At 66.5% G+C, this 23,478-nt stretch carries 28 protein-coding genes; 8 read left to right on the top strand and 20 right to left on the bottom strand.

Annotated elements, in window-relative coordinates:
- Positions 1–3: 3 nt before the first annotated feature.
- The 3 genes from nadA to ABDZ81_RS08765 all read right to left on the bottom strand — a co-directional run bounded on the left by nadA (position 4) and on the right by ABDZ81_RS08765 (position 3,115).
- Positions 4–1,143: a quinolinate synthase NadA gene (nadA, locus tag ABDZ81_RS08775; protein WP_343773586.1), complete on the bottom strand. Its 1,140-nt coding sequence runs from the start codon at positions 1,141–1,143 to the stop codon at positions 4–6.
- Between the two features lie 154 nt (positions 1,144–1,297).
- Entirely contained in the window at positions 1,298–1,495 is a 198-nt protein-coding gene (locus ABDZ81_RS08770; protein ID WP_343773585.1) for a hypothetical protein, read from the bottom strand.
- A gap of 48 nt (positions 1,496–1,543) precedes the next feature.
- Positions 1,544–3,115 carry an amidohydrolase gene (locus ABDZ81_RS08765; RefSeq protein WP_343773584.1) on the bottom strand — a complete coding sequence of 524 codons (1,572 nt, stop codon included), beginning with the start codon at positions 3,113–3,115 and terminating at the stop codon, positions 1,544–1,546.
- A gap of 123 nt (positions 3,116–3,238) precedes the next feature.
- On the opposite strand from ABDZ81_RS08765, the gene ABDZ81_RS08760 reads away from it, so the two are divergent.
- The gene (locus ABDZ81_RS08760) at positions 3,239–3,832 is read left to right on the top strand and encodes a riboflavin synthase (RefSeq protein ID WP_343773583.1); all 594 of its coding nucleotides are present in this window, start codon (positions 3,239–3,241) and stop codon (positions 3,830–3,832) included.
- 15 nt (positions 3,833–3,847) lie between these two features.
- On the opposite strand, the gene ABDZ81_RS08755 is transcribed toward ABDZ81_RS08760, so the two are convergent.
- From ABDZ81_RS08755 to pstB, 6 genes are all read right to left on the bottom strand, one after another.
- Positions 3,848–4,042 carry a hypothetical protein gene (locus tag ABDZ81_RS08755; RefSeq protein WP_343773582.1) on the bottom strand — a complete coding sequence of 65 codons (195 nt, stop codon included), beginning with the start codon at positions 4,040–4,042 and terminating at the stop codon, positions 3,848–3,850.
- A gap of 97 nt (positions 4,043–4,139) precedes the next feature.
- Complete coding sequence (locus ABDZ81_RS08750) at positions 4,140–5,534, bottom strand: PrsW family intramembrane metalloprotease (protein WP_343773581.1); 1,395 nt, start codon at positions 5,532–5,534, stop codon at positions 4,140–4,142.
- A 109-nt stretch (positions 5,535–5,643) separates the two neighbouring features.
- Positions 5,644–6,558, bottom strand: a complete 915-nt coding sequence (gene pstA, locus ABDZ81_RS08745; RefSeq protein WP_343773580.1) for a phosphate ABC transporter permease PstA — start codon at positions 6,556–6,558, stop codon at positions 5,644–5,646.
- A gap of 46 nt (positions 6,559–6,604) precedes the next feature.
- A complete protein-coding gene (gene pstC, locus ABDZ81_RS08740) occupies positions 6,605–7,540 on the bottom strand; it encodes a phosphate ABC transporter permease subunit PstC (RefSeq protein ID WP_343773579.1) in 936 nt (311 codons plus the stop codon).
- Positions 7,541–7,595: 55 nt separating this feature from the next.
- A complete protein-coding gene (locus ABDZ81_RS08735) occupies positions 7,596–8,624 on the bottom strand; it encodes a PstS family phosphate ABC transporter substrate-binding protein (protein ID WP_343773578.1) in 1,029 nt (342 codons plus the stop codon).
- A 343-nt stretch (positions 8,625–8,967) separates the two neighbouring features.
- Positions 8,968–9,852: a phosphate ABC transporter ATP-binding protein PstB gene (gene pstB, locus ABDZ81_RS08730; RefSeq protein WP_343773577.1), complete on the bottom strand. Its 885-nt coding sequence runs from the start codon at positions 9,850–9,852 to the stop codon at positions 8,968–8,970.
- A 303-nt stretch (positions 9,853–10,155) separates the two neighbouring features.
- Here pstB and ABDZ81_RS08725 point away from each other — a divergent pair, with 303 nt between their 5' ends.
- Together ABDZ81_RS08725 and ABDZ81_RS08720 are read left to right on the top strand one after the other, a co-directional pair.
- Positions 10,156–11,151, top strand: a complete 996-nt coding sequence (locus tag ABDZ81_RS08725; RefSeq protein WP_343773576.1) for a PhoU domain-containing protein — start codon at positions 10,156–10,158, stop codon at positions 11,149–11,151.
- Positions 11,152–11,419: 268 nt separating this feature from the next.
- Positions 11,420–13,222: a hypothetical protein gene (locus tag ABDZ81_RS08720; RefSeq protein ID WP_343773575.1), complete on the top strand. Its 1,803-nt coding sequence runs from the start codon at positions 11,420–11,422 to the stop codon at positions 13,220–13,222.
- Positions 13,223–13,314: 92 nt separating this feature from the next.
- Here the strand turns inward: ABDZ81_RS08720 and ABDZ81_RS08715 are convergent, their stop codons facing one another.
- Both ABDZ81_RS08715 and pyrF read right to left on the bottom strand, forming a co-directional pair.
- Complete coding sequence (locus ABDZ81_RS08715; RefSeq protein WP_343773574.1) at positions 13,315–13,929, bottom strand: DUF7344 domain-containing protein; 615 nt, start codon at positions 13,927–13,929, stop codon at positions 13,315–13,317.
- Positions 13,930–14,177: 248 nt separating this feature from the next.
- Positions 14,178–15,023, bottom strand: coding sequence for an orotidine-5'-phosphate decarboxylase (gene pyrF, locus ABDZ81_RS08710; RefSeq protein ID WP_343773573.1), 846 nt, complete (start codon positions 15,021–15,023; stop codon positions 14,178–14,180).
- Positions 15,024–15,155: 132 nt separating this feature from the next.
- On the opposite strand from pyrF, the gene ABDZ81_RS08705 reads away from it, so the two are divergent.
- Positions 15,156–15,818, top strand: coding sequence for an HAD family hydrolase (locus ABDZ81_RS08705; protein ID WP_343773572.1), 663 nt, complete (start codon positions 15,156–15,158; stop codon positions 15,816–15,818).
- A gap of 85 nt (positions 15,819–15,903) precedes the next feature.
- Positions 15,904–16,644 (top strand): hypothetical protein, encoded by a 741-nt coding sequence (locus ABDZ81_RS08700; protein ID WP_343773571.1) that lies wholly within the window; start codon positions 15,904–15,906, stop codon positions 16,642–16,644.
- A 63-nt stretch (positions 16,645–16,707) separates the two neighbouring features.
- On the opposite strand, the gene ABDZ81_RS08695 is transcribed toward ABDZ81_RS08700, so the two are convergent.
- Positions 16,708–17,082, bottom strand: coding sequence for a DUF7993 family protein (locus ABDZ81_RS08695; RefSeq protein WP_343773570.1), 375 nt, complete (start codon positions 17,080–17,082; stop codon positions 16,708–16,710).
- Positions 17,083–17,151: 69 nt separating this feature from the next.
- Positions 17,152–17,604: a DUF2240 family protein gene (locus ABDZ81_RS08690; RefSeq protein ID WP_343773569.1), complete on the bottom strand. Its 453-nt coding sequence runs from the start codon at positions 17,602–17,604 to the stop codon at positions 17,152–17,154.
- 93 nt (positions 17,605–17,697) lie between these two features.
- Between ABDZ81_RS08690 and ABDZ81_RS08685 the strand changes: the two genes are divergently transcribed.
- Complete coding sequence (locus tag ABDZ81_RS08685) at positions 17,698–18,072, top strand: 30S ribosomal protein S8e (protein WP_343773568.1); 375 nt, start codon at positions 17,698–17,700, stop codon at positions 18,070–18,072.
- Between the two features lie 59 nt (positions 18,073–18,131).
- Here the strand turns inward: ABDZ81_RS08685 and ABDZ81_RS08680 are convergent, their stop codons facing one another.
- A complete protein-coding gene (locus tag ABDZ81_RS08680; RefSeq protein WP_343773567.1) occupies positions 18,132–18,305 on the bottom strand; it encodes a hypothetical protein in 174 nt (57 codons plus the stop codon).
- 188 nt (positions 18,306–18,493) lie between these two features.
- On the opposite strand from ABDZ81_RS08680, the gene ABDZ81_RS08675 reads away from it, so the two are divergent.
- Positions 18,494–19,297: a ZIP family metal transporter gene (locus ABDZ81_RS08675; protein WP_343773565.1), complete on the top strand. Its 804-nt coding sequence runs from the start codon at positions 18,494–18,496 to the stop codon at positions 19,295–19,297.
- Between the two features lie 26 nt (positions 19,298–19,323).
- On the opposite strand, the gene ABDZ81_RS08670 is transcribed toward ABDZ81_RS08675, so the two are convergent.
- The 6 genes from ABDZ81_RS08670 to ABDZ81_RS08645 all read right to left on the bottom strand — a co-directional run bounded on the left by ABDZ81_RS08670 (position 19,324) and on the right by ABDZ81_RS08645 (position 22,981).
- Positions 19,324–19,941 (bottom strand): GNAT family N-acetyltransferase, encoded by a 618-nt coding sequence (locus ABDZ81_RS08670; protein WP_343773564.1) that lies wholly within the window; start codon positions 19,939–19,941, stop codon positions 19,324–19,326.
- Between the two features lie 83 nt (positions 19,942–20,024).
- Positions 20,025–20,393, bottom strand: coding sequence for a putative antibiotic biosynthesis monooxygenase (locus ABDZ81_RS08665; protein ID WP_343773563.1), 369 nt, complete (start codon positions 20,391–20,393; stop codon positions 20,025–20,027).
- A 71-nt stretch (positions 20,394–20,464) separates the two neighbouring features.
- Positions 20,465–21,106: a helix-turn-helix domain-containing protein gene (locus tag ABDZ81_RS08660; protein ID WP_343773562.1), complete on the bottom strand. Its 642-nt coding sequence runs from the start codon at positions 21,104–21,106 to the stop codon at positions 20,465–20,467.
- A gap of 48 nt (positions 21,107–21,154) precedes the next feature.
- Entirely contained in the window at positions 21,155–21,313 is a 159-nt protein-coding gene (locus ABDZ81_RS08655; RefSeq protein WP_343773561.1) for a hypothetical protein, read from the bottom strand.
- Between the two features lie 123 nt (positions 21,314–21,436).
- Positions 21,437–22,360 (bottom strand): cation diffusion facilitator family transporter, encoded by a 924-nt coding sequence (locus tag ABDZ81_RS08650; RefSeq protein ID WP_343773959.1) that lies wholly within the window; start codon positions 22,358–22,360, stop codon positions 21,437–21,439.
- A gap of 66 nt (positions 22,361–22,426) precedes the next feature.
- Positions 22,427–22,981, bottom strand: coding sequence for an HIT family protein (locus ABDZ81_RS08645; RefSeq protein WP_343773560.1), 555 nt, complete (start codon positions 22,979–22,981; stop codon positions 22,427–22,429).
- Between the two features lie 295 nt (positions 22,982–23,276).
- On the opposite strand from ABDZ81_RS08645, the gene ABDZ81_RS08640 reads away from it, so the two are divergent.
- Positions 23,277–23,477: a DUF7835 family putative zinc beta-ribbon protein gene (locus ABDZ81_RS08640; protein WP_256393926.1), complete on the top strand. Its 201-nt coding sequence runs from the start codon at positions 23,277–23,279 to the stop codon at positions 23,475–23,477.
- The last annotated feature ends 1 nt before the right edge of the window (position 23,478 follow it).

Raw genomic sequence — 23,478 nt, 5'->3', positions numbered from 1 at the left:
CGGTCAGCCCTGTAGCTCCAGCATGCGGTCCATCGCCACCTCGGCGAGTTCCTTTTCGCGGGGCGCGACCTCGATCACGTTGCGCTCGCGGCCCGCGACGAGCTCTTCGAGCACCCAGGTCAGGTAGTTCGGGTCGATCTGGCGCATCGCGTTGCAGTCCATGCAGGCGTCGCCACAGAGCGGCAGCACCTCCACCTCGGGGTGCCAGCGGTCGAGGTGGTTCGCGAGGTGGATCTCGGTGCCGATCGCCCACTGGTCGCCCGGATCGGCCTCCTCGACGACCTCGCAGATCGTGCTGGTCGAGCCGACCACGTCCGCCGCCTCGACGACCTCGCGGCGACACTCCGGATGGACGACGACGTTCGCGTCGGGATGCTTCTCGCGGATGTCCTCGATGTGACTCTCGCGGAAGCGCTCGTGGACCTGGCAGTAGCCGTCCCAGAGGATGATGTCGGACTCGGCGACCTCCGCAGCGTCCTTGCCTTCGGGATCCCAGGGGTCCCAGTCGGCGGTCTCGTCTTCGAGCCCGAGCCGGTGGGCGGTGTTCTCGCCGAGGTGCTTGTCCGGAAGGAACAGCACCTTGTCGCCCTTCTCCAGCGCCCAGTCGAACACGAGATGCGCGTTAGAGGAGGTACAGACCGCGCCGCCGTGCTCGGCGGTGAACGCCTTGAGGTCTGCGTAGGAGTTCATGTACGTGATCGGAATAATATCGGCGTCGGGCGCGGCGTCGGTGATCTCGGCCCACGCGGCGTCGACCTGCAGCGCCTCGGCCATCCCGGCCATCGGGCAGGACGCCTCCATGCTCGGGAGGATCACGGTCTGGGAGTCGTCGGTGATGATGTCGGCGCTCTCGGCCATGAACGTCACCCCGCCGAAGATCACGTACTCGGCGTCGGCGTTCGCGGCCTCCTTCGAGAGCTGGTAGGAGTCGCCGATGAAGTCGGCGTGCTCGACGATCTCCCGGCGCTGGTAGTTGTGCCCGAGGATCACGACGTCGTCGCCGAGCGCGTCGAGCGCCGCTTCGATGCGCTCCGAACGCTCGGCCTCGTCCAGCTCCCGGTACTGTTCGGGCAGCTGTTCGAGGTTGTCGTACTTGAAGAGGCTGAGGTCGGTTTCGATGTCTGCTGTTTCCATTCGTGCCACGGTGGGACACCAGTGATTGCTAGCGACTTCAGAGTACAGTATTGAAAAGATTTTGTTTTCAACACGCCTGTGGCGCCACTCGGAGCTAACGAACGGAGTATTCACGGAAGATACCTGACTGTGGTTGGCGGCTGCGACGCTCGGGTTCGACGAGCTACTGTAGCGTCCCCAGAATCGTGTAGGCCGCGACGACGCCCCCGACGCCGGCGAGGATCGCGGTGATCGCCGCTCGGGCGTAGACGTTCCTCCACGCCACTCGCTCGTACAGCCTGTCGACGACGTACTTGATGCCTGCGGCGCACAGGAGGACCAGTCCGCCCGTTACTGTGATATCGACCACTCCGAAGGGCATACTTCCTCTTGGATCGGGCTGTATAAAAAACGACGCTGGGGCTGAGCGCTACCCGCCGTAGACCACGTCGCCGTCGACGACGGTTAGCGCGACGCCGATCTCGTCGATCGCCTCGGAGTGCTCCCACGGCGAGCGTTCCAGCGCGACTAGATCGGCCGTCTTGCCGACTTCGATCGTCCCCAGCCTGTCCTCGTCGCCCGCCGCGAACGCGCCGCCGTAGGTGTAGGCTCGCAGCGCTTCCGTCACCGAGATGCGCTGGGCGTCGGTCGGCGCGTTCACCGCCTGATCGACGCCGTAGAGGGGGTCCATCGGCATACAGTCGCTCCCGAACGCCACCGGGACGCCGGCGTCGAGCCAGCGCCGGAACCGGTCGGCCCGCTTGCGCCGCTCGACGCCGAGGCGGCGGTCGTACAGCCCGCCCTCGCCGGCCCACTGGAGGAAGTTCGGCTGGGCCGAGGCGACGACGCCCGCAGCGGCCATCCGGTCGATCTGCTCGTCGTCGGCCAGTTCGGCGTGCTCGATCCGGTAACGCCGGTTCGGATCCTCCAGGGCGGCGTCGGCGTTCTCGAAGGCGTCCAGCGCGGCGTCGATGGCGGCGTCGCCGATCGCGTGGGCGGCGACCGGGAAGTCGGACGCTGCGGCGTCCGCGACGATTTCCCGTAGCTCGTCCGGTTCGATCACCCACTGGCCATGCTCCTCCGGGTTGTCGTCGTACGGCTCGCCCAGCCTGGCGGTGTGGCTGCCGATCGCGCCGTCGGTGTAGCTCTTGATCGCGCCCGTCCGGACGAACTCGCTGCCGGCGCCGGGCGCGAGGCCGGCCTCCGAGACGGCGTCGAGGTGGTCCGCCCAGTAGTTGAGTCGGACGCGCAGGCGCAGGCAGTCCTCCCGATCCAGCGCGCGGTAGGCCCACGGCAGAGTCGTGTTCCGCACCATGTCGTGGACGCCGGTGACGCCGAGCCGGTGGGCGCGCTCCTGGGCGGCGACCAGCAGCTCGCGGGCGTCCTCACGATCGGGCGCGACGTGCTCCCAGAGCACGTCCAGCGCGTCCTCGACGATCACGCCAGTCGGATCGCCGCTCTCGGTGCGGACGTCGCTCTCGGGGAGGTCGTCGCGAAGTCGCTCCAGCGCTGCCCCGTTCAGCGAGGCGCTGTGGACGTCGATCCGGAAGACGGCGACGGGTCGGTCTTCGCTTACGGCGTCGAGATCCTCGCGGGTGAGGGGGCGGTCGGCGTCCCACGCGCTCTCGTCGTACCGGAACCCGACCACCCAGTCGTCCGACGGGCTGTCGGCATCCTCGCTTTCGGCGTCGAGCTCGGCGGCGTGGTCTCGGAGCGCATCCAGACATTCGCCGCGACTCTCGATCCCCCAGAGGTCGGCGTGTAGCTCGTACTGGCCGAGCAACTGGACGTGCGTGTGGGCATCGATGAACCCCGGCAGCACGACGCCGCCGTCGAGCTCGATAACGTCCGTCTCGACGCCCTCGAGGAATCGCACCTCGTACTCCGGTCCGACGCGGACGATCTCACCGTCACGGACCGCGACGGCCTCGGCGGTTCGGTCGGGATCTGTCAGCGCGTGCACCTCCGCTCCGGTCAGGAGCAGGTCGGCGGCCTCGGTCATGGGAAAGCCGGCGCGCGGCATCGGCAAAACGGTTGGGGGAGCGCCGTTCTATCGCGGCACGGCTCGTCGGCGGCGCGACGCCGATGCGGAATCCTTTCGACGCGGGACCGCCTACGTCCGCACATGTTCACCGGCATCGTCGAGGAGACCGGCGAGGTCGTCGGTCGCACCGAGACCGACGAGGGCGTCCGGCTGCGGATCGCGGGCGACGAGACGACCGCGGACCTGGAACACGGCCAGAGCGTCAGCGTCAGCGGCGCCTGTCTGACAGTCGAGGAATCTCGGGATGGATGGTTCGAGACGTTCCTCGCCGCCGAGACGATCGCGAAGACCTACCTCGGGGAGCTCGCGGAGGGCGACCGGGTCAATCTCGAACGCGCGATGCCGGCCGACGGCCGCTTCGACGGCCACGTCGTCCTAGGCCACGTCGACGCCACCGCCGAGGTCCGGGACGTGCGCCGCGTCGGCGACGACTGGGAGTTCGAGTTCGATCTGCCCGAGAAGTTCGCGCCCTACGTCGTCGAGAAAGGGTCGATCACGCTCGACGGCATCAGCCTCACCGTCGCCGAGCGCACCGAGGAGGCGATCACCGTCGCGATCATCCCGACGACCTACGAGCTGACGACGCTCTCGGAGAAGGAGCCGGGCGATCCGGTCCACCTGGAAGTCGACGTGATCGCGAAGTACGCCGAGCAGCTGCTCGACGGCTATCGGTAACGCGTCCGCGCCTACTCACGCGTCGCTGGTGCCCCCGACCGACCTCACACCATCGACGACTGCGTAGAGCATTCCTCCGATCCCGACGTACAGGCCCAGGTGAAAGTACACCGGCGAGCCCATCGTGTACTCGTGGGTGACGGTCGCCAACCCGTAGAGAACGAGGACGATCGCGAACAGTTCGACGAGCATCGCCTTCTGGACCGACATATCGTACGCGCCGTAGTCCAGCGCGAAAATTCTGGTGGAGGGCCCCTCGCGCTGACGCCGATGTTCCGGCCGATCCCGAGCCCGATCCGCAGTACCGTTAAAACTCCCAGTCGTCGAGCGAGTCCTCCTCGTCGTCTTCGTCGTCCTCGTCCGGCTGTGACGCCGCCGTCCGGTCGGCGTCCACGAACTCTCGCGCGTCGTCCGACTCCGAGGAGTCGGCGCTATCGTCGTCAGACGCCGGGTCAGATACCTTCCCCTCGGCTCCGGAGCCGACGGCATCGGCCGTCCCGCGACCGGAGTCTGTCGCCGTCGCGCCGGCGCCGCCGTTCGAGCGGGCGCCGGTCGTCCGGACGTCGTCCGATCGGTTGCCGGCGGATCCCGCTGCGGCGGCGTCGCCGTCCGCGCCGCGAGCGCCGAGACCGGGGCGATCCGGATCGGTCGCCGGATCGAACTCCGTCAGTTCGGGCAGCGGAACCCGATCGTCCCACCGCTCGGCCTCGACCGCGCGGTAGGTGTCGCGGTAGTTCCGGATCTTTCGGTAGAGGTAGTAGCCCGCCAGCGCGTCGAACGGCAGGATAAAGGCCATCGTCGCGCCCAGCGGCGACAGCGACGTCGACTGGTAGACCAGTCCGGGAACGATCGACGCGCCGACGTTGTACGTCCCGTGGAGCACGGCCGCGATCAGCAGCCCCTTCAACACCAGCGGCACGGCGTACTCGCGGTTGAACTTCGCCAGTCCGAGGTAGAAGCCGGCGACGCCCGAGTAGATCACGTGACCGGGGCCGGCCAGCGCCCGCGCGGCGGTGATCCCGTCGGCCGCGGCGATCGTCCCCAGCGCGGTGGTCGCGGGCTCTAACGCGCGCGTGATGTACAGCGCGTTCTCGATCGTCGCGAAGCCGAGCCCGGCGACGGCGCCGTACACCGCGCCGTCGATCACGGCGTCGAACCGGTCGCTCCGGTAGGCGTGGAGCCGCACCGCCACCAGCTTGGCCGTCTCCTCGACCGGCCCGACGACGAGGTAGTAAAACAGGATCGTCCCGACGCCGAACGCGCTTTCGCGGACGCCCAGTACGATACCGCCGAGTTCGTTGAGGATCGCGACGAACCCCGCCAGCAGCATGATCAGCAGGAACGTCACCGCGAGTAGCCCGATCGGCTCGCCGGTCGTCACGTCGGTGCGCCAGACGTAGCCCGCGAGCGCGAGCGCCGGCACGACCGACAGCACGACCAGCGCGGTCACGACGGGATCGGTGACGGCGTCGAGGTTCCCGACGTGGAACTCCGCGAGTAGCACCCACACGGAGAGCGCGGCCACCGAGAGGCCGATCAGTCCGGCGACGGCGTAGACGAGTAGCTGGGCGATCCGGCGGACGCCGCCGTCGATACCCACGACGAACCGGTCGAGCCGGGAGCGCGGTTCCCACGACGATACTTCGTAGAGGTCTCGCTCCTCTCCGGCAGCCTGCTGCACTGGGTCCCGGCCCGACGACATATCTCGACCATAGGACGGCCCGCGGTTAGGTTTTGCCCAACGCGGTGAGAGGAACGTTACGGCGGCAGAAGAAAACGATCCGACGGAGAACCGCTGCGTTGCTGCGAGGTTACGACTCCCGCTGGTACTTGTTCCGGATGAGGATCGCGCTGGCGTTCATCAGGAGCAACACCGTCAGCAGCGTCACGACGCCCGCGGCCATCACGCCGTACTGGAACTCCTGTTGGGGCATCCCGACCCACGCGTAGATCTGGCGCGGCATCGCGGAGAAGCGGTCGAACAGCCCGCTGGGCGGCGAGTACACCGACGCGGCGGCGCCGATCATCAGCAGCGGCGCGGTCTCGCCGATCGCGCGACCCAGTGCGAGGATCGTCCCGGTCAGGATCCCCGGCAGCGCCTCGGGCAGCACGACGTTCTTGGTCGTCTGCCAGCGCGTCGCGCCCATGCCGAACGACGCCTGCCGGCGGGAGTCCGGCACGCCGCGCAGCGCCTCCTGGGCGGAGATGATCACGATCGGGAGGATCAGCAGACCGACGGTGAACCCGCCGACGATGACGGTCCCCATCCCGAGGTTCATGATCTGGACGAACACCGCCAGTCCGAGCAGGCCGTAGACGACCGAGGGGACGCCCGCGAGGTTGCCGATGTTGATCTCGATGAACCGCACGAGCTTGTTGTCCGGCGCGTACTCCTCGAGGTAGATCGCGGCCCCGACGCCGATCGGCAGCGCCGACAGCGCGATCACGCCCATCATCATCACCGAACCGATGATCGCAGGGTACAGACCCGCTTCATCGGCGAACCGCGACGTCGCGTTTGTCAGGAAGCCCCAGTCGAGCCACGGTGCCGTGTTGGGTTGGCCGATGGCGAAGGCGTCCATCACGACGTACAGCAGCAGGATCATCACCATCCCGATGCCGAACAGGGTGGCCCCGAGACAGGCCCACGCGAACAGCCGTCCCCTGATCGCGCCGGTCTCGCTTCCGTCCCCGAACCAATCCGTGTCGGAGGATTCGGTCGCCATCAGGCTGTCACCTCGGCGTCGAGCGTCGTCTCGTAGCGTGTTTCGATCATTTGTACTCCTCCCTGTAGCGCATCTCGATGAGGGTGCTCGCCAGGTTCAGCGCGAACGTCATCGCGAACAGCGTAATGCCGATCGCGAACATCGCTTTGTACTGGGTCGCGTCGGCCGATATCTCGCCGGTAACGAGTTTGACCATCGCGACGGTCATCGTCTCGATCGAGGAGACGACGACCTCGTCGACGTTGCCGGGGTAGATCATCTTCGCGCTCTGGCCCGCCGCGACGACGACGATCATCGTCTCGCCGATCGCCCGGGAGATCCCGAGGATGAACGACGAGAAGATCCCGGAGACGGCCGCGGGAACGACGACGCCGGTCGACACCTGGAACTTCGTCGCGCCCATGCCGTAGCCGGCCTGACGGAGCTCGTCCGGGACGGCGCTCAGGGCGTCCTCGCTGATCGAGGAGACCATCGGAATGATCATCACGCCGACCATGATCGAGGCCGACAGCGCGTTGAACGTGCTGACCTGAAACAGGTAGTCGTCGATAAACGGCGTGATGTACACCAGCGCGAAGTACCCGTAGACGACCGTCGGAATCCCGGCGAGAATCTCCAGGCCGGGCTTGATGATCGAGCGCATCCGCTCGCTCGCGTACTCGCTGAGGTAGATCGCCGCGGCGAGGCCGACCGGCAGCGCGATGAACGCCGACAGGACGGTGACGAGCAGCGTGTTGAGGATCAGCGGCAACACGCCGTAGCTGTACGGCCTGATCACGGGGCTCCAGTCCGTCCCGGTGAAAAAGTCCACCGGCGACACTCGGGTGAAGAACTCGATCGCGTCGATCCCGAGCGTCAGGATGATCCCGCCCGTGACGAGGATCGACAGGGCCGCACAACCGAAAAGCACCGCCCTGATGGCGCTTTCCTTGAGCGACCGGCGGGAGCCGTCCGTGGTTAGTGTGGGCTGTTCTCCGGACATGAATATAGGTCTACTGTGGGTGGGGGGTTAGTTACCGTCTTCGGAAGCGAATCGGTCAGGCCGACTCGTTGCCGCTGGACGTGTTCCCGCTCGACTGATTGCCCGACCCTGCGTCGTCGCCGCTGACGATCGATTCGAACTTGTCGAGGTTCCGCTGCTGGATCTCGTCGCTGGCCGGGACGTACCCGATCTCGCTGACGATGTCCTTGGACGACTGGGTGAGGTAGAACTCGACGAACTGTCGGACCGCTTCGTTGTTCTTGATCTCGTCCCGGTTGACGTAGATGAACAGCGGTCGTGCCAGCGGGTACGAGCCGTCCCGTGCGTTCTCGAGGCTCGGTTTGACGCAGCCGTCCCCGGCGTCGATCTCGAGGGCCTTGAGCGAGTCTTTGTTCTGTTCGTAGTAGGAGTATCCGAAGTACCCGATCGTGTAGGGTGCACCCTGGACGCCCTGAATCAGCGTGTTGTCGTTCTCCGAGGACTGGTAGTTGTCGGTGTGGGAGCGCGCCTCGCCGATGATGTGCTCGGTGAAGTAGTCGAACGTTCCCGACGTCGTCGCGGGACCGTAGCGCTCGAACTCCTCGTCGGGCCACTCCGAGCGAACGTCGCTCCACGTCTGGGCGGGATCTGGCTTCCAGATCTGGCGAAGTTCATCTTCGGTGACACACTCCGCCCAGTCGTTTTCGGTGTTGACCGCGACCGTCAGCGCGTCGCTGGCGACCTGGAACTCGACCGGCTCGACGCCGTTGTCTCGGCAGCGCTGGAGTTCGCTGTCCTTGATCGGTCGCGATGCGCCGTTGATCGCGCTGCTACCGGTACAGAAGTTGTTCTCGAATCCGGCACCCGTCCCCGTCGGGTCGACGGACATTCCGACGTTCGAGTTCGCCTTCTTGAACTCCTCGCCCATCGCGTTCGACACCGGGTACACCGTGCTCGACCCGGAGATCACGACCTCGCCCGAGAGTCCACCGCTGCCGCCGCCCAGGCAGCCGGCGAGTGAGAGCGCCGCCGCGCCGCCGGCCGCGCCCAAGAACTTTCGTCGGGAGACGATCGAACGTTGCGAGTCGGGTCGGTTGCTTGCCATCGAGTGTACCAAGTCGATACCCACTGAAATACCGTTCTAATTTTGCTATAGCCAGGACCATAGATATATATAGATTCTTCGAATCGGACGATATCGGCGACGATAGGTCGATCAACGGCGCTTTAGCGCACGGGGCATGGGGCGTAGACCGGAAACTGCGTCACCATGTATAGAGGTCAGTTCCGTCCGTACCGGCACAGTACGCGTAGTCCGTCGTACGTAGTCTCGTCTCGGTTTCCGTAGTTCGACCGAGTAATACAGACAGGCACCGCTCCGGGGTGGACGTGAACGACGTCGGAAAACTGGACCGTACCGCGAACTCGGTATCGGCGTCGAACGCGAGTCACCCGAACTTGCCGGTGATGTAGTCCTCGACGCGCTGGTGGTCGGGGTTCTCGAAGATCTTCTGGGTGTTATCGAACTCGACGAGTTTGCCGCCGGTGAGGAACACGGCCGTCTTGTCCGAGATGCGTGCGGCCTGCTGCATGTTGTGCGTGACGACGATCACGGTGTAGTCTTCCGCCAGTTCGGCGATCAGGTCCTCGATCTTCGAGGTGGCGACCGGGTCGAGCGCGCTGGCGGGCTCGTCCATCAGGATCACTTCCGGGTCGGCGGCGATCGCCCGCGCGATGCAGAGCCGCTGTTGTTGCCCGCCCGAGAGTTCCAATCCCGACTCGTCGAGCTGGTCTTTCACCTCGTCCCAGAGCGCCGCGCGCTTGAGCGCCCGCTCGACGCGCTCGTCCAGGTTTTCGTCGTCGCCGCGGACGTTCAGCCCGTAGGCGACGTTGTCGTAGATCGACTTCGGGAACGGGTTGGGCTTCTGGAACACCATCCCGATCTTCCGGCGCAGCGCGACGGGATCGACGTCGTCGTCGTAGACGTTTTTCCCTTTGAACAGAAGTTCGCCGTCCATCTGCGCCGAGTCGACCAGATCGTTCATCCGGTTGATACAGCGCAGGAACGTCGACTTTCCGCATCCGGAGGGGCCGATGATCGCAGTGACCTCTCCCTGCGGGATGCCCATCGAGACGGGCTGAAGCGCTTGCACGTCGTCGTAGTGGACGGTGAGTTCGTTGGCTTTGACGACCGGGTTGTCGACGGTCGTGATCGTCGGGTCCGCCTCGTCGCCTACCGCCGCCTCGGCGACGGAGTCGGACCCCGTTTCCACCTCGCTCTCTGTCTCCGTCTCTATCTCGGGTGCTGTCGTATCGCCGATTGAGTCACTCATTGATCGCTCACTGAAGTTCGGGGGCTGTGGCCGGCACGGGCCGCGGACGGTCCGATCGGACGCCGCCGTTCGGGGGCGAAGACGGCGCGGACTCTTGCCATCGTGGTAAGGACGGGTACGAGGGTGTAAATACGCTTCTATGATCGGAATATAGTAGTATATAGACGTTGCAGGGCGCTTCGTAAAGATCTATAACGTCGGGTATTACGGATACCTCCATCGAGCGGTTTCGAGGTATCTCACGGGGATTGCTAATCTATAGATTTGCATGTCTTTATGTAACTCCGACCGATAGCTCTTCGCATGGAAACGCGGAAGGTCCAGCTCACCGGCGGCTCGACGTACACCGTCTCGCTCCCGAAGTCGTGGGCGACCGAGAACGACGTCAGCGCCGGCAGCGAGGTCGAGTTCCACAGCGAGGAGGACTCGCTGCTACTGACGCCAAAGACCGAGACCGAGCGCACCGAGGGGACGCTCGACGTCACCGACCTCGAGGGCGATCGGCTCACGCGCGCCGTGATGACGATGTACGTCAGCGGCTTCGATCGCATCTCGCTGGAGGGTACCAAGATCACCAGCGACCAGCGCCGGGCCATCCGGAGCGCCACTCAGAGCCTCGTCGGCGTCGAAGTCCTGGAGGAAACCAGCGACCGCGTCGTCCTGCAGGACCTGCTGGACTCCTCGGAGCTGTCGATCACCAACGCCGTCACGCGGATGCGCCTGATCGCCGAGTCGATGCTCGAAGACGCCGTCACCGCGCTGGTCGAGAACGACGAGGACCTCGCGCTGGACGTCATCGAGCGCGACGACGACGTCGACCGGCTCTGGTTCGTCGTCTCGCGGATCTTCCGGGCGACGCTGCGCTCGCCGCGGGCGGCCAGGGAACTCGGGCTGCCCCGAGAGGACTGCTTCGACTACCACTCCTCGGCCCGCCAGCTCGAGCGGATCGCCGACCACGCCGCGAAGATCGGCCAGCTGACGCGCAAGCTCGACGAGATCCCCGGGGAGGTCGCCGACGAGATCGAGTCGCTCCACGACGACGCGGCCGAGATCGTCGATCGGGCGATGGACGCGCTGCTGGCCGACGACAGCTCGACGTCGACGGAACTGGCCCACGAGGCACGCGAGTCGATCCTCGACCTCGACGAGCGCACCCGGCACGTCGACGAACTGCTCCGGGAGCTCGATCCCCACGAGGCGCAACTCCTGGGACTGATCGTCGACTCGCTGTCCCGGAGCGCCGACTACGGCGGCAACATCGCGGAAACCGCGCTGCAGAAGGCGGCGCCGCGGCCCTGATCGGCTGACTAGTCGCTCCGTTCCACTGGTCGAAGTAGCGGTGCCGCGCCGGACGTCGTCTGCACCGCGAAGTCGGACGCCCGGTCTCGTTTGGCTGTCCTTACTTTCGATATACCTGCCGTACTCTTTTTACCGATCTGGAATGTGCCCGCTTCGATTCCGGAAGGTAGCTCTCTAACACCCATCTTGTTGCGTATATATACCGTGGTCTCTCCGGTCAGCGTCTCGTGTGGTGTTCCCGGGCGAACCGGGGGCACACGGTGAAAGCATGTCGAAGGAATCCAAACCGAACATCACGCGACGCAACGTGCTCGCTGGCATCGGCGCGTCCGGCGCCGGGCTCGCGCTCGGCGCGCACGGCGTCGCCGCGGGCGAGAAGAACTACGACGACAAGTACGACGTCCCGGTAGCGATCGACTGGCAGGAGGCGTTCCACAAGCACGGCGAGTGGAAGAAGGTCGAGGCGTTCCCGGACGACGACAACAACGGGGTCCAGGACGACGATATCGACTACTGCGACGGGGGCGTGATGAACGACGCCCTGATCGGCGTCGAGAACCCACTCAGCGCCGACCTGCGGACGAACGACGACTACACGAGCTCGGGGGATCCGCTGATCAACTACCACGGCGTCAAACCCGGTTACGGCGGCGAGGTGACGCTCAGTTACCACATCTGCGACGAGCCGGGCAAGCTCAAACTCGAAGCCGACGACGTCAAGGTCGACAAGAAGCTCGCCCACCTGGCCCGGGCGCGCGTCTGGTACGACGAGTTCGACGGCGCGAATAACGGCCACAACGGTAACAACGGCAACAACGGCAATAATAACGGAGACTATACAGACGTAACTGGGGAAGTCGACGAGAATACCTCCCTGATTGACGAGATATACGATACGCGTACGGACGAACCGTTCGACACCGGCAATGCTCGCAACTTCACCTGCGACCAGTACGATAACGAAGAGTATCTCGGTCCGTTCGATGGGGGTGAACTCCAAGGTGAGGAGTACTTCGATGATGACTTCAGTGAGGGTGATATGGTGTCGGGTGCATGCGGCACGATCACGGTCATCAGCCGGGACACAGCAACGGGATCCGTCACGCTCTCCTCAGACGGCCCCGTCCGGCTCGTGAGCGTCAAGGGCGGTAACGAGGGAGAACACGTCTACGTGTTCAGCGAATCTGTCATCCTTGAGGATGCTACCTTTTCAACGCCCACCGGACAGGGGATCAGCAACATCGACATCTGCTGTACGGACAACGGCAACGGGAACGGCAACGGAAACGGCAAGCGCGGCGACAACGTCTACCAGCCTTACGAGCCGATTATCGTCCAGGGATCGCTCAAGAAGGTGCTCCACAAGCTGAAAAAGGGCGTCCACGTCTCCGGCGATCCCTACGTCGCCGGTCCGTTCGACCGCGAGGGGATCCACTACTACGGCTACCCGCGGACCAACACGAGCGACATGAAGACGCCGCCCGCCGAGAAGTACGATCCCGGCTGGATCACTGACGACAACGTCGACGAGTGCGTCGACGACAAGAAGGTCAAGAAGCTCAAGCACCTCGACGACGGCGTCAAGCTGTGTATCGACGGCACCGGCTATGTCGCCCGAAACGAGGAGAACCCGCTTCCGGACCTCTGCATCTACGTCAAGAAGGTCATCACGGGCAAGAAGGGCAAGCCGGTCGGGTTCAAGTGGAAGAGCAACCTGCCGATCTGCCGGATCAATGTCGCCAGCGGCGAGCACACCAAGCTCAACGTCTTCGACCGCGCGACCGAGGGCACGGCGCTGGCGCCGCGGTACGGTCACGACAACAACGACAACTGTGGCTGCGACAACAACAACGGCCACGAGAAGCACGGCCGCCGCCCGATCACCGGCGTCCGATTCGGCGTCTGCGATGATCACGACGAGGACGACTGGTGCATCGAAGATTCCAATACCGGCTACATCGGCTTCGAGTGGTGGCTCCCGAAGCACGCCGGGCTCAAAGGCAAGAAGAAGTTCCAGACGAACTTCGACTTCAAGGCCAAGCCGTGCGACGATAACAACAACTCGACGTAGCGGGAGGACGTCCCGACTCCATTTTTCGACAGCGGCATCGAACTGACCGCGGAGCGCTAACGGTTACGAGTAGAAAGCCCCGCGCTCGGAGACTACCTGGGCGGTTGTCCGTCGCTACCGACCCGCATTCGCCGTTCGTAGACGTAGTGAACGAACGCGGACCCGAGAAACAGGAAGCCGACGATCAACGTGGCGCCGCCCGCCGGCAGTAGCCCGAACGGAAAGGCGCCGACGAGAGTGAGCCCCGCAAACGCGATCGAGAGGCCGCCGAGACCGGCGTAGTATGCGCTCCAGGAGATGTCGTCGTGCGGAACCACGTCGAGGTACACGTCGAGACCGCTCGCCCGATCGGTCAGCTCGACCGTTCCGCGGTCGGCGTCGTACTCGACGATGTCGCAGCTGTCCATCTTCGGCAAGTGGCCCTGCCTGAGCGCGGTGTACACTCGAGCTCGCTCCTTGTAGGTCACCGCCTCGACCGGTTTCTCGTTCTCCCACGCGGCGATCTGACGCGAGAGCGACCGCAGCTCCGCGGAGCCGCCGTTCTGGCGAAGGTAGTGGAGAACGTCTCGACGCCGCTTGCAACTTAGCATCTCGAATGCGACGTCCTGCGAGACCGGCTCAACGGCGTTCTCGCTGCTCTCGTCGATGCTCGGGCCCGCGGCCGTCCCGGTGGTGCCGTCGCCGATCGGTGACGGAATGGTGCTCACGGCCGATCACCGGGCACTCTGCCGGCGCTTCCGTCGGGCCGGCTCCCGAGCGTGACGTTCGTGTACGCTGTGCGGATGCTAGATAGCACGATTCTATCGCGTCGTACCCCACATCATCTGATTGTTATGTGCAGTGTGACTACGGAAAGCTATCGTTAGAAACCAGTATGCTACGCGTACCACAGCGTTCTGGCCCGATTCGGCGAGTCGGACGCCCCCTCGTCTTGACGCCGTCTCGCCGCGTCGAGTTACCGATACTGGTTGAGTCGGCGCTTTAGTCGCCGTGCCGCCTCGCCCGAGGCGCCGGCGAACTGGCCGTCGTCGCCCTCGGTCGTGCGACGGCGCGACTGGTCGTCCTCCCAGGCGAAAATGATCCCGCGAGAGGAGTTAACGACGCCGACGCCGTCGGCCAGGCCGTGCTCGACCGCCGCTTCGGCGTCCCCGCCCTGGCTGCCGACGCCCGGCACAAGGAAGGGGAGATCGGGAACCTGCTCGCGGACCTCTTCGAGCTCGTCGGGCGTCGTCGCGCCGACGACGAGTCCGACGTTGTCGTGTCGGTTCCAGCCGTCGGCCAGCGCGGCCACCCGCTCGTAGACGAGGTCACCCTCCGCGAGTTCGAGATCCTGAATGTCCGAGCCGCCCGGGTTCGATGTCCGACAGAGAATGAAGACGCCCTTGTCCTCCTTGTCGAGGAACGGCTGGAGCGAGTCCCGGCCCATGTAGGGGTTGACGGTGATCGCGTCCGCGGCGGGCCCCTCGGCGTCGTCGTCGAGCAGGTTGGCGTACTGGCGCGTCGTGTTGCCGATGTCGGCGCGCTTGGCGTCGAGAATCACGGGGACGCCCTTGCCCTTCGCGTACGCGATGGTCTCCTCCAGCGCGCGCCAGCCGTCGGGATCCTCGTAGAACGCGGCGTTGGGCTTGTACGCCGCGGCGTGCTCGTGTGTGGCGTCGATGATCCGCCGGTTGAACGCCCAGCGCGGCAGGTCGCGATCGAGAAGATGTTCGGGGAGCCGATCCGGGTCGGGGTCGAGGCCGACGCTGACGACGCTGTCGACGGCGTCGATCCGGTCGGCGAGTCGATCGAAGAAGCGCATGGGCACCTCTCTGCGGGCGCTCCACTACAAGATATCGATGCGGGACGGGCGGGGCGACAATCGGCCCTGCCCCAGCGCTCCGTCGGACCCAGGGCCGGCACGCTCAACTTCCTTCGACGGCTAGAGGCGAGTATGCCCCCGTCCGCGGTCGTCTTCGATCTCGACTACACCCTGGCGGTCCCCAGCCGCGACCGCGCGACGCTGCTCTCGGAGTCGCTGGCCGCCGTCGACGCCCCGCAGGCGTCCAGGTCGGAGTACCTCGACGCCCACCGCCGGAACCTGACCGGCGAATCCCGCGCGCCGATCTTCGCCGAACTGTTCGCCGACCGCGCGACCGACGCCGATCCGACTGCGGCGGCCGACGCCTACCGCGCCGCGATCGCCGACGCGATCGAACCCGTCGACGGCGCGGCGGAGCTCGTCGCCGACCTCCGGGAGGAGTACCGCGTCGGACTACTCACGAACGGTCCGGTCCGCGCCCAGCACGACAAGCTGGAGACGCTGGGCTGGACCGACCTGTTCGACGCGACCGTCGTCACCGGCGAACTTCCCGCGGGCAAGCCCGACGAGCGCGCGTTCCGGGCTGCCCTGAACGCGCTTGGGGTCTCGGCCGAGGAGGCCGTCTACGTCGGCGACGAGATCGACGCCGACGTGCGGGGCGCGACCGAGGCCGGGCTGGCCGTCGTGCAAGTCATCTCGCAGGAGGGGCCGGCTCCCGACGAGCGCGCAGACGCCCACGTCGATCGGGCGGAGTTGGTCGACCGGCTTCCTGCGGTAGTCGCACGTCTGAATTAGCCGTCGTTACCCGGCCGCCGTCACTGACACCCGAGACTCGGCTGAAGGAGGCAGATTATATGTCGGCGCGGCGCCAACTTGAACTATGCCCTCCAGACGCGGTTTTCTCCGCCGAACCGGCGCGGCGGCTGGCACTGTCTCGCTGGTAGCGGCGGCTGGGTTTCTGAGCCCCGGCGTCGTTCGCACCAAACTCGGTGGCGGATTCTCTGAGTCGATCGATCTCTCCTCGCCTGACGAGGACGAGTTTGTCTCACCCAGCCAGTTCGGTGCGTACGCCGCACAAATCAGGGAAACGTACGGCGCGGCAGCGATCCCGTGGCAGGACCCCGGATCGTTCGCGGGCGAGTTCGTCGGCGCGTACACGCGCCGAGAGCAGATCGTTCCTGACCGACGATTCGCCGTTCAGGACGCCGTCGTTCTCGTCAACCAACTCGACGAGACAGTGTACCGTCTGCGGCTCTGGAGCGCCGGCCGTCTCCTCAAACAGAACTACGCGGTGGATCCGTGGGGGTACTACGACGAAGATCCGGCATTCACGCGACTCGAGCAGGCGATCGAAGCCGGACGCGAGGACGGACTCTCGGCGAATCGTTCGCTTTCGACGGACGGGGGCCGCGTCGACGTGGCGGGTGGGGCTGTGGCGGTTCCCGACGGCTCTTACGACGTAGATATCCCGGAACCCGCCCGCTATCGGTCCCGCTGGGAGGGTTTTCATTCGGGCGTCGTACCGCTCATCGGTGCCTGTGAGGTGTCGTTTGTGACCTCGGAGAAACAATATCTCGACTGGACGCTATCGAACGGCATTGGCATCCGTACGCCGTTCTGATCGCACATCTATCGGAACGTTCGATACGTACACGGCACTTCCGGATCAGCGCCTACGGCTCGGTTACCCTCTCGGCTCCTCCGTCGCGGCCCCGAGCGCATCGACGGCCCGCTTGACGGCGGGGCCGCTCTCGACGAGCAGCGCCGTCCCGCCGTCCTCGGCCGCGACGCGAAGATCGTCGCCCTTCGTGTGCGCGGCGATCGCCTCGCCGGCGGCTTCCAGCTCCAAGCGGACGCGATCCTCGTGAACGAACGCGCGCGCCAACGGCTCGCCCGCCCGCTCGACGTCGTAGGCGCGCTCGCCATCGGGCGAGGCCTCGACCGAGCGGTCGGCGTTGGTCACCGCGAGCCGGTCGAGCGCGCCGTCCTCGCGGCCGTCGAGCTCCGAGGAGAGTAGCTGCGCGATCCGGACGCCGTCGGTGACGCGTCTCTCGACCATGACTCCGGATTAGAATGGGCGTCGCTTCCGCGTTGCGATCGACCTTCGGTGCGTGCGTCGACGCCGCGCTTAGTCGTCGCCGCCGAGCGCGTCGCGGGCCTGGGCGGCGATCTGGGGCACGTCGACGCCGTTGCGGCGCGCGAACACGACCGCGGCGGTCTCGATCGTCACGCCCAGCTCGGACTGGAGCGAGTTGATCCCGGCCACGGCCTCCTGTTTCTCCATCCCGTCGTCGACCAGCGCCGCCAGCGCCTGCTCGAAGGGGGAGCGCTCCTGGATGACCTCCTCGTCGGGGACGAAGCCCTCGGGGATCTCCACCGCGTCGACGTCGAACCCCACTTCGAGGTGGTTCTCGTCGCGCTCCAGCAGTCCCCGGCCGGTCGCGACGTCGATCAGGCGCTTGGCCTGGTCGGGGGAGAACCAGTCCCGGTCGAGCGACAGCGCGACGACGAACTCGTTTTCGGCCATCCGGTCGGCGCCGCGCTGGCGAAACGGCGCGGCGACGGCGATCCGCAGACTCATCGTGACTCGTTGGAGCGAGGGGGCCGGTAAACCTGCCGATTTCCGGGGGCGCGAGTCGATCCATTCAAGTACGCCCCGGCGTTTCCATCCCGTATGGACGACCACGGACGCTCCACGCGCAAGCGAACGGGCGGACGACTGCGCCCGAACAGCGATCGAAAGAAGCACCAGCTGGGCCGCCAGCCCGCCGAGACGACGCTGGGCGAGACGCAGCTCCGCACCATCGACGCCCGCGGTAACTCTGTGAAGATCCGCGCGCTGTCGGTCGAGAACGCCAACGTCGCCGTCGGCGACGAGACCGTCGAGGTCGAGATCGAGGACGTCGTCGAGAACGAGGCGGACCCGAACTACGCCCGCCGAAACATCGTCACGAAGGGCGCCGTCATCGAGACCAGCGAAGGCAAGGCCCGCGTGACCTCCCGCCCCGGCCAGACCGGACAGGTCAACGCCGTTCTCGTCGAGGAGTAAACCGCTCTCGCGCTTTTCGATCGCACCGACGCCGTAGCGACGCGTCTCCCGTTCTCCGCTCAGAACTCCTGAATGGGACCGCCGCCCTCGCCGGGCGTCCCCTCGCTCGCGCACTGCGCGCACAGGCCGGTCGCCTCGCGGAAGTGGTCGTCGCAGACGAGCATCCCGCAGCGCGTGCAGTCGTGGCTCGCCGTCTGACTCTCGCAGATCTGACAGAGGCCGCTGACGCTCATACCCCGGCTACGTGCGCGAGGCGTATCAACCCCGGGCCAGCGTTCTTTGATCGTGTTCTCGCTCTCCCCCGAAACGCACCCGATCCGGCGCATTCGGCAGTCGTTTCATGTATCTGCCGGCCAAACTGGTTCGTCGTGAGCCGACTGCCAGCGGATGCCGATTGCCGGGGCGCAGCGCGGAGGTACGGATGGTCTCGCTGACCAACCTCGGCGTCGTGTTCGGCGCGGGGCTGCTCACCGCGCTGGCGACGGGGCTCGGCGTCGCGCCCTTTTTCGTCGCCGACGAGCTCAGCGACCGGCTCACGGTCGCGCTGTGGGGCCTCGCGGCGGGGATCATGTTCGCCGCGTCGGCGTTCGGGCTCGTCCCGGAGGGCCTGGCCGCCGGGACGGTCCCGCAGGTCGCGGCCGGCCTCGTCGGCGGCGCCCTGCTGATCGTCGCGGCGGACCGGGTGCTCTCGAACCACGAGTTCGATCCCGGGGAGTTCGCCGCCGCGGATTTCAGGAAGATGGTGCTGATCGTCGGCGCGCTGACGGTCCACAGCTTTCCCGAGGGCGTCGCGATCGGCGTGGCCTTTGCCGACCTGGGCGTCGACGTCGGGGGCGCGACCGCCGCTGCGGGAATCCCGGCGCTCGCGGTGTTCATGACGCTCGCGATCTCGATCCAGAACGTCCCGGAAGGGCTGGCGATCGCGATCCCGCTGCGCACCTACGGCGTCGGCAAGTGGCGCGCGGTCTGGTGGGCCGTCTTCTCCAGTCTCCCCCAGCCGATCGCCGCCGTGATCGCGTACTACTTCGTCGTCGTCGCGCGCCGGATCCTCCCCTACGGGTTCGGGTTCGCCGCGGGCGCGATGGTGTTCCTCGTCGTCCACGACCTGATCCCGGAAGGGCTCGACCGGGGACGCGACCTTCCCGGCGGCGGTCGGCGCGAACTGGCCGCCGGGCTCGCGGTCGGCGTCGGGACGATGATCGCGATGCTCGTCGCGCTGGGATAGCGGTCGAGCGAAGCGGGCGAAACGCGTCAGTCGCCGACGATCGGCGGGTTCTGGGTGCCTCTCGCCAGCGGATCCGACAGGGACAGCCGCATCTCGAACGACAGCGAGCGCCGGAGCGGCTCGTCGGCCGAGCGCTCCTCGACGCGCTCGAAGCCGAGCTTCTCGTAGACGGCGATCGCCCGCCGATTGGCCGGTTCGACTTCGAGTACCAGCGCGTCCCGATCGGCCGCCGCCGCGGTGGCGATCAAGTGCCGGCACAGCTCGGTGCCGATCCCGCGGCCCTGGAACTCCTGGTGGACGAACACGGCGAGCTCGGGCTCGGCGTCGTCCGACGCGACGTAGGCGGAGTGCCCGACGACGCGGTCGCCCGATCGGGCGACGAAGTTGCAACCGTCCGCGAGCAGCCCGTCGAGCCACGAGTCGATCCGATCCTCGCCGAGCGGCGGCAGCCCCTGGGCGCGCTCGTCGGGATCGAAGTCGCGGTACATCGCCGACAGCGCGTCGCGATCCGCCGCGCCGGCGGGCTCGATCGTCCAGGTGTCGCCGATCTTGTCGACGAATCGCGGACAGCGCGGCGGGCAGTGGGGCGATCCCTCGCACTCGTCCGGCGCCCAGGCCTCGCAGGTCGGTGTGTCGGCGCTCATGATTCATCGTTGGTCTTCGGGTCGCATAAGGGGGACACGCGGCTCCCACTCGCTGAGAATCGCACGACTGGGTGTCCAAACAGTCAGTCGGCCGTCGCGCGCGTCCGCTCGGTCATCTCGCTGTTCGCGAGCGCGCCGGTCGGCACCGTCTCGCGGAGCGCGTCGACGAGCTCGGCGCCGGCGCCGGAGTCCCAGAACCGCCGTCGCGCGCGTTCGCTGGCGAACTCGACGGCGACGCGCAGGCGTCGCCCCGACGGCACCTCGGGCCGATCGATGTCGACGCCCAGGACGCCCGGCTCGGCGCTGGCGTCCAGCGTCGCCTCCAGCACCTGCTTCTCGTCGATCTCGTAGCCTTCGTCGACGTCGCAGACGAACTCCGCGACGTAGATCTCCTCCCGTTTCTTGCGGGACGCCGCATCGTTCCCGTCGGGTCGGCGGTCGTTTCGTTTCATCACGTATGAATGTACGCGCCGACGGCCGGTGACCCCTGTCGCGGATATTGAAGGTTTTAAAAGCAGTCGCGTCAGGCCGTGCGGTCCTCGGTGCGGAGCAGTTCGAGCACGAGCGTCGACGCCGCGCCGTTGAGCCGCTGGGACGCCGCCGACCGGGAGATGCCCAGCTCGTCGGCCACGTCGCCGAGGTCCGCATCGCGCGGGTCGTCGTAGTACCCCAGTCGGTCGGCGACCCGGATCGCCTCGCGCTGGGCCTCGGTCACCTCGCCGACGTCGAGTTCCAGCGTTCGGCCCCCGGCGTCGGCGGTGTCGAGGCGCGCGAGCTCGACGTCGGCGCCGCGTTCGCGCAGGTCGGCGACGACGTCCCGGAGCGTCTCGCGGTCGGGGACCGACAGGCGAACGGCGACGGCGTCGCCGAGCACGCGCTCGACGGAGGCGACGCAGCGGTGCGCCGAGAACGCCGGGCAGATGCAGTGGTCGTTCGCGGCGTCGCTGACGAGGCGGCGTCGCTTGTGCCCGCCCTCCTCGACCGTGACGTCGGCGTGACAGGCCGTTCCAACCTCGCCGCCGCCGCTGACGCCGCCGTTCAGCGACACCGATTCGCCCCCCGATCCGGTCGACACGACCGCGCAGGCCGCTTTCGGATCGGGCGTGACGTGCAGCACCGCTCGGAGCGGGTGGTCGTCGGTCGGCCGATCGGGGGTTCCGGTCATGATTTACGGTCGGCTTGCGGTTTCCGGTCGTCGCTCGTTCTACGACGGTCACTCACGGACGTCGCGTTCGCAGTCCGCGTGGATCCAGGCGTCCGGCCGCCCGGGTTCGTAGACGAGCAGTCCGGTTTCGGTCTCGAGCGCGACCGCGCCGTCGCGGGTCGTCTCTTCCTGCTGAGCGTCGGCCTCTCGCGCGACGTCGTTCGGCATCATCGGTGGCTCTACGTGAACGTAGGCCCCGACGTCTCAAGAACCGAGGAACCGATTCCCGCGGCGTGGGAACGCCGGATACGGGCCCTGAAAATCACGTTCGGCGGGTTCGTCGCGATTCGCTTACTCGCCGTCCCTCGCGGCGAGTTGCTCGGCGTAGTCGTCTTTCCACTCGCCGAGCTCGCGCGGGTCGACGTGGACGAACACGTCGTCGACCTCGTCGAGGGCGCGGATCGACTCGATCACCGCGGACTCGATCTCGTGGGCCTCCAGCAGCGTGCGCTCGCCCTCGACCTCGATGTGGAGGCTCACGTCGATCTCCGGGCCGACGTAGTGGGCGACGACGTCGTGGACGCCCTCGACCTCCGGGTGAGCGAGCGCCCGACGGACGATTTCGGCGCGGAGGTCCTGGGGCGGTGCGGCGCCGACGAGGTAGTTGACGTTGTCCAGCACGACCTCGACGCCGGTGTAGAGGATTGCGAGCGCGACGGCGCTCGCGGCGAGCGGATCGAGGAGAGGGTAGCCCGCCTGCGCGCCGAGCACGCCGACCAGCGCGGCGATCGACGCCAGGATGTCGTTGCGATTGTCCATCGCCGTCGCGGTGACCGCGGGCGAGTTGTTGGTCTCGCCCACGCGCAGGCAGTACCGGTAGAGCCCGTACTTGATCGCGGCCGACGCGGCGAGCACGGCGGCCGCCCCGGGACCTTGCGCGACGGCGATCGCGCCGCCGCCCCCGCGGATCGCGCCGACGGCGCTCCAGAGGATCGCGCCGCCGGCGGCGAAGATGCCCGCGGCGACGAACAGGGAGACGAACGGCTCGATCCGCTCGTGGCCGTGGGGGTGCTCGAGGTCGGGCGGCTGGGTCGTCAGGTAGAGACCGCCGAGGATCACGACGCTGTAGGTGACGTCGGTGAGGCTGTTGACGGCTTCCGACCCGACCGCGAGGCTCCCCGTCCGGTACCAGACGGCGGCCTTGGCCGCCACCAGCAGGACGTTGCCCGCCAGCACGACGAGCCCGACGCGCCTGAGCGCCGCCTTCCGGTCCATTCTGTCGCCCGATTTGCGTGCCACCAGTAAGGAGCTATCGACTGCGCGGGAGACGGTCGCCCGTGGTCAGGAACGCGGTCCGACGATCCGCACGGCGGCGTCCTCGTCGTCCGGGCGCTCGGTTCCGGCCTGGTCGGCGAACGCGTCGTGCAGTCGCTCGTAGGTGTCCTCGAGCGCCTCGACGATCACCTTCGTCTCGCTGATCACGGCCATGAAGTTCGTGTCGCCGCTCCAGCGGGGGACGACGTGGGTGTGGACGTGGTCGTCGATCGAGCCGCCGGCGGCGTCGCCGCCGAGATTCAGGCCGGCGTTGAACCCGTCCGGCCCGAACGCGGCGTCCAGCGCGTCGATCGTCCGCTGCTTGAGTCGGGCGTGGTCAAGCAGCGTCTCCTCGTCGAGTTCCCGGTAGTCCCCAGTGTGACGGCGCGGGATCACCATGAGGTGGCCGGGGTTGTACGGGTAGTTGTTGAGCAACGCGAACGACCGGTCGCTCCGCGCGACGATCATGTTCTCTCGGTCCTCGGTTTGCTCGGGCAGCGCGCAGAACGGACACCGGTCGTCCCCGTCGTCGCCCTCGCGCTCGACCCACTCGATCCGCCAGGGTGCGAACACCTGATCCATACCGCCACTGGTGACCCCGACCGCTTAGATGCTGCGCGACGGCCCCGAGTAGGGTGTCTCTACCTATATTTCGGATGACACGAATCGAGCGACTACCTCTATAATACCATATTTAAACCCTTCGACCAATCCTCTGACTGACGATGAATCGGTTGTTCTAAGGAGCTTTTGAACAATTTCAACGTATTTGAGGCGTTCTAGTGGATTACCCCGACGCCGTACCGCAATTAAGCGCATGAACTGGGGTCAACTGAGTAGCGTTTTTATACTACGGTAGTATGTAGAGGAAGGTAAGATGGCAACGACAGACGACTCCTTCGACGGACTGCGCGAGCACTGCGACGACTGCGATAGGAAGACCTTACACCAAGTTTCGGTTCAGATCCGGACCGAAAGCCGCAAGGAAGAGAACGCACAGTTCTCGCGGGAACCCTACCGCGTCTCCGAGTGCCAGAACTGCGGTGCGCGGTCCAGCCAGCGGATGAACAACGCGTGAG

Origin of the sequence: Natronoarchaeum mannanilyticum (assembly GCF_039522665.1) — an archaeon.
GTDB classification, from domain to species: domain Archaea; phylum Halobacteriota; class Halobacteria; order Halobacteriales; family Natronoarchaeaceae; genus Natronoarchaeum; species Natronoarchaeum mannanilyticum.
The sequence above is the reverse complement of the archived record's forward strand: the minus strand, read 5'-3'. Positions and strand labels throughout refer to the sequence as shown.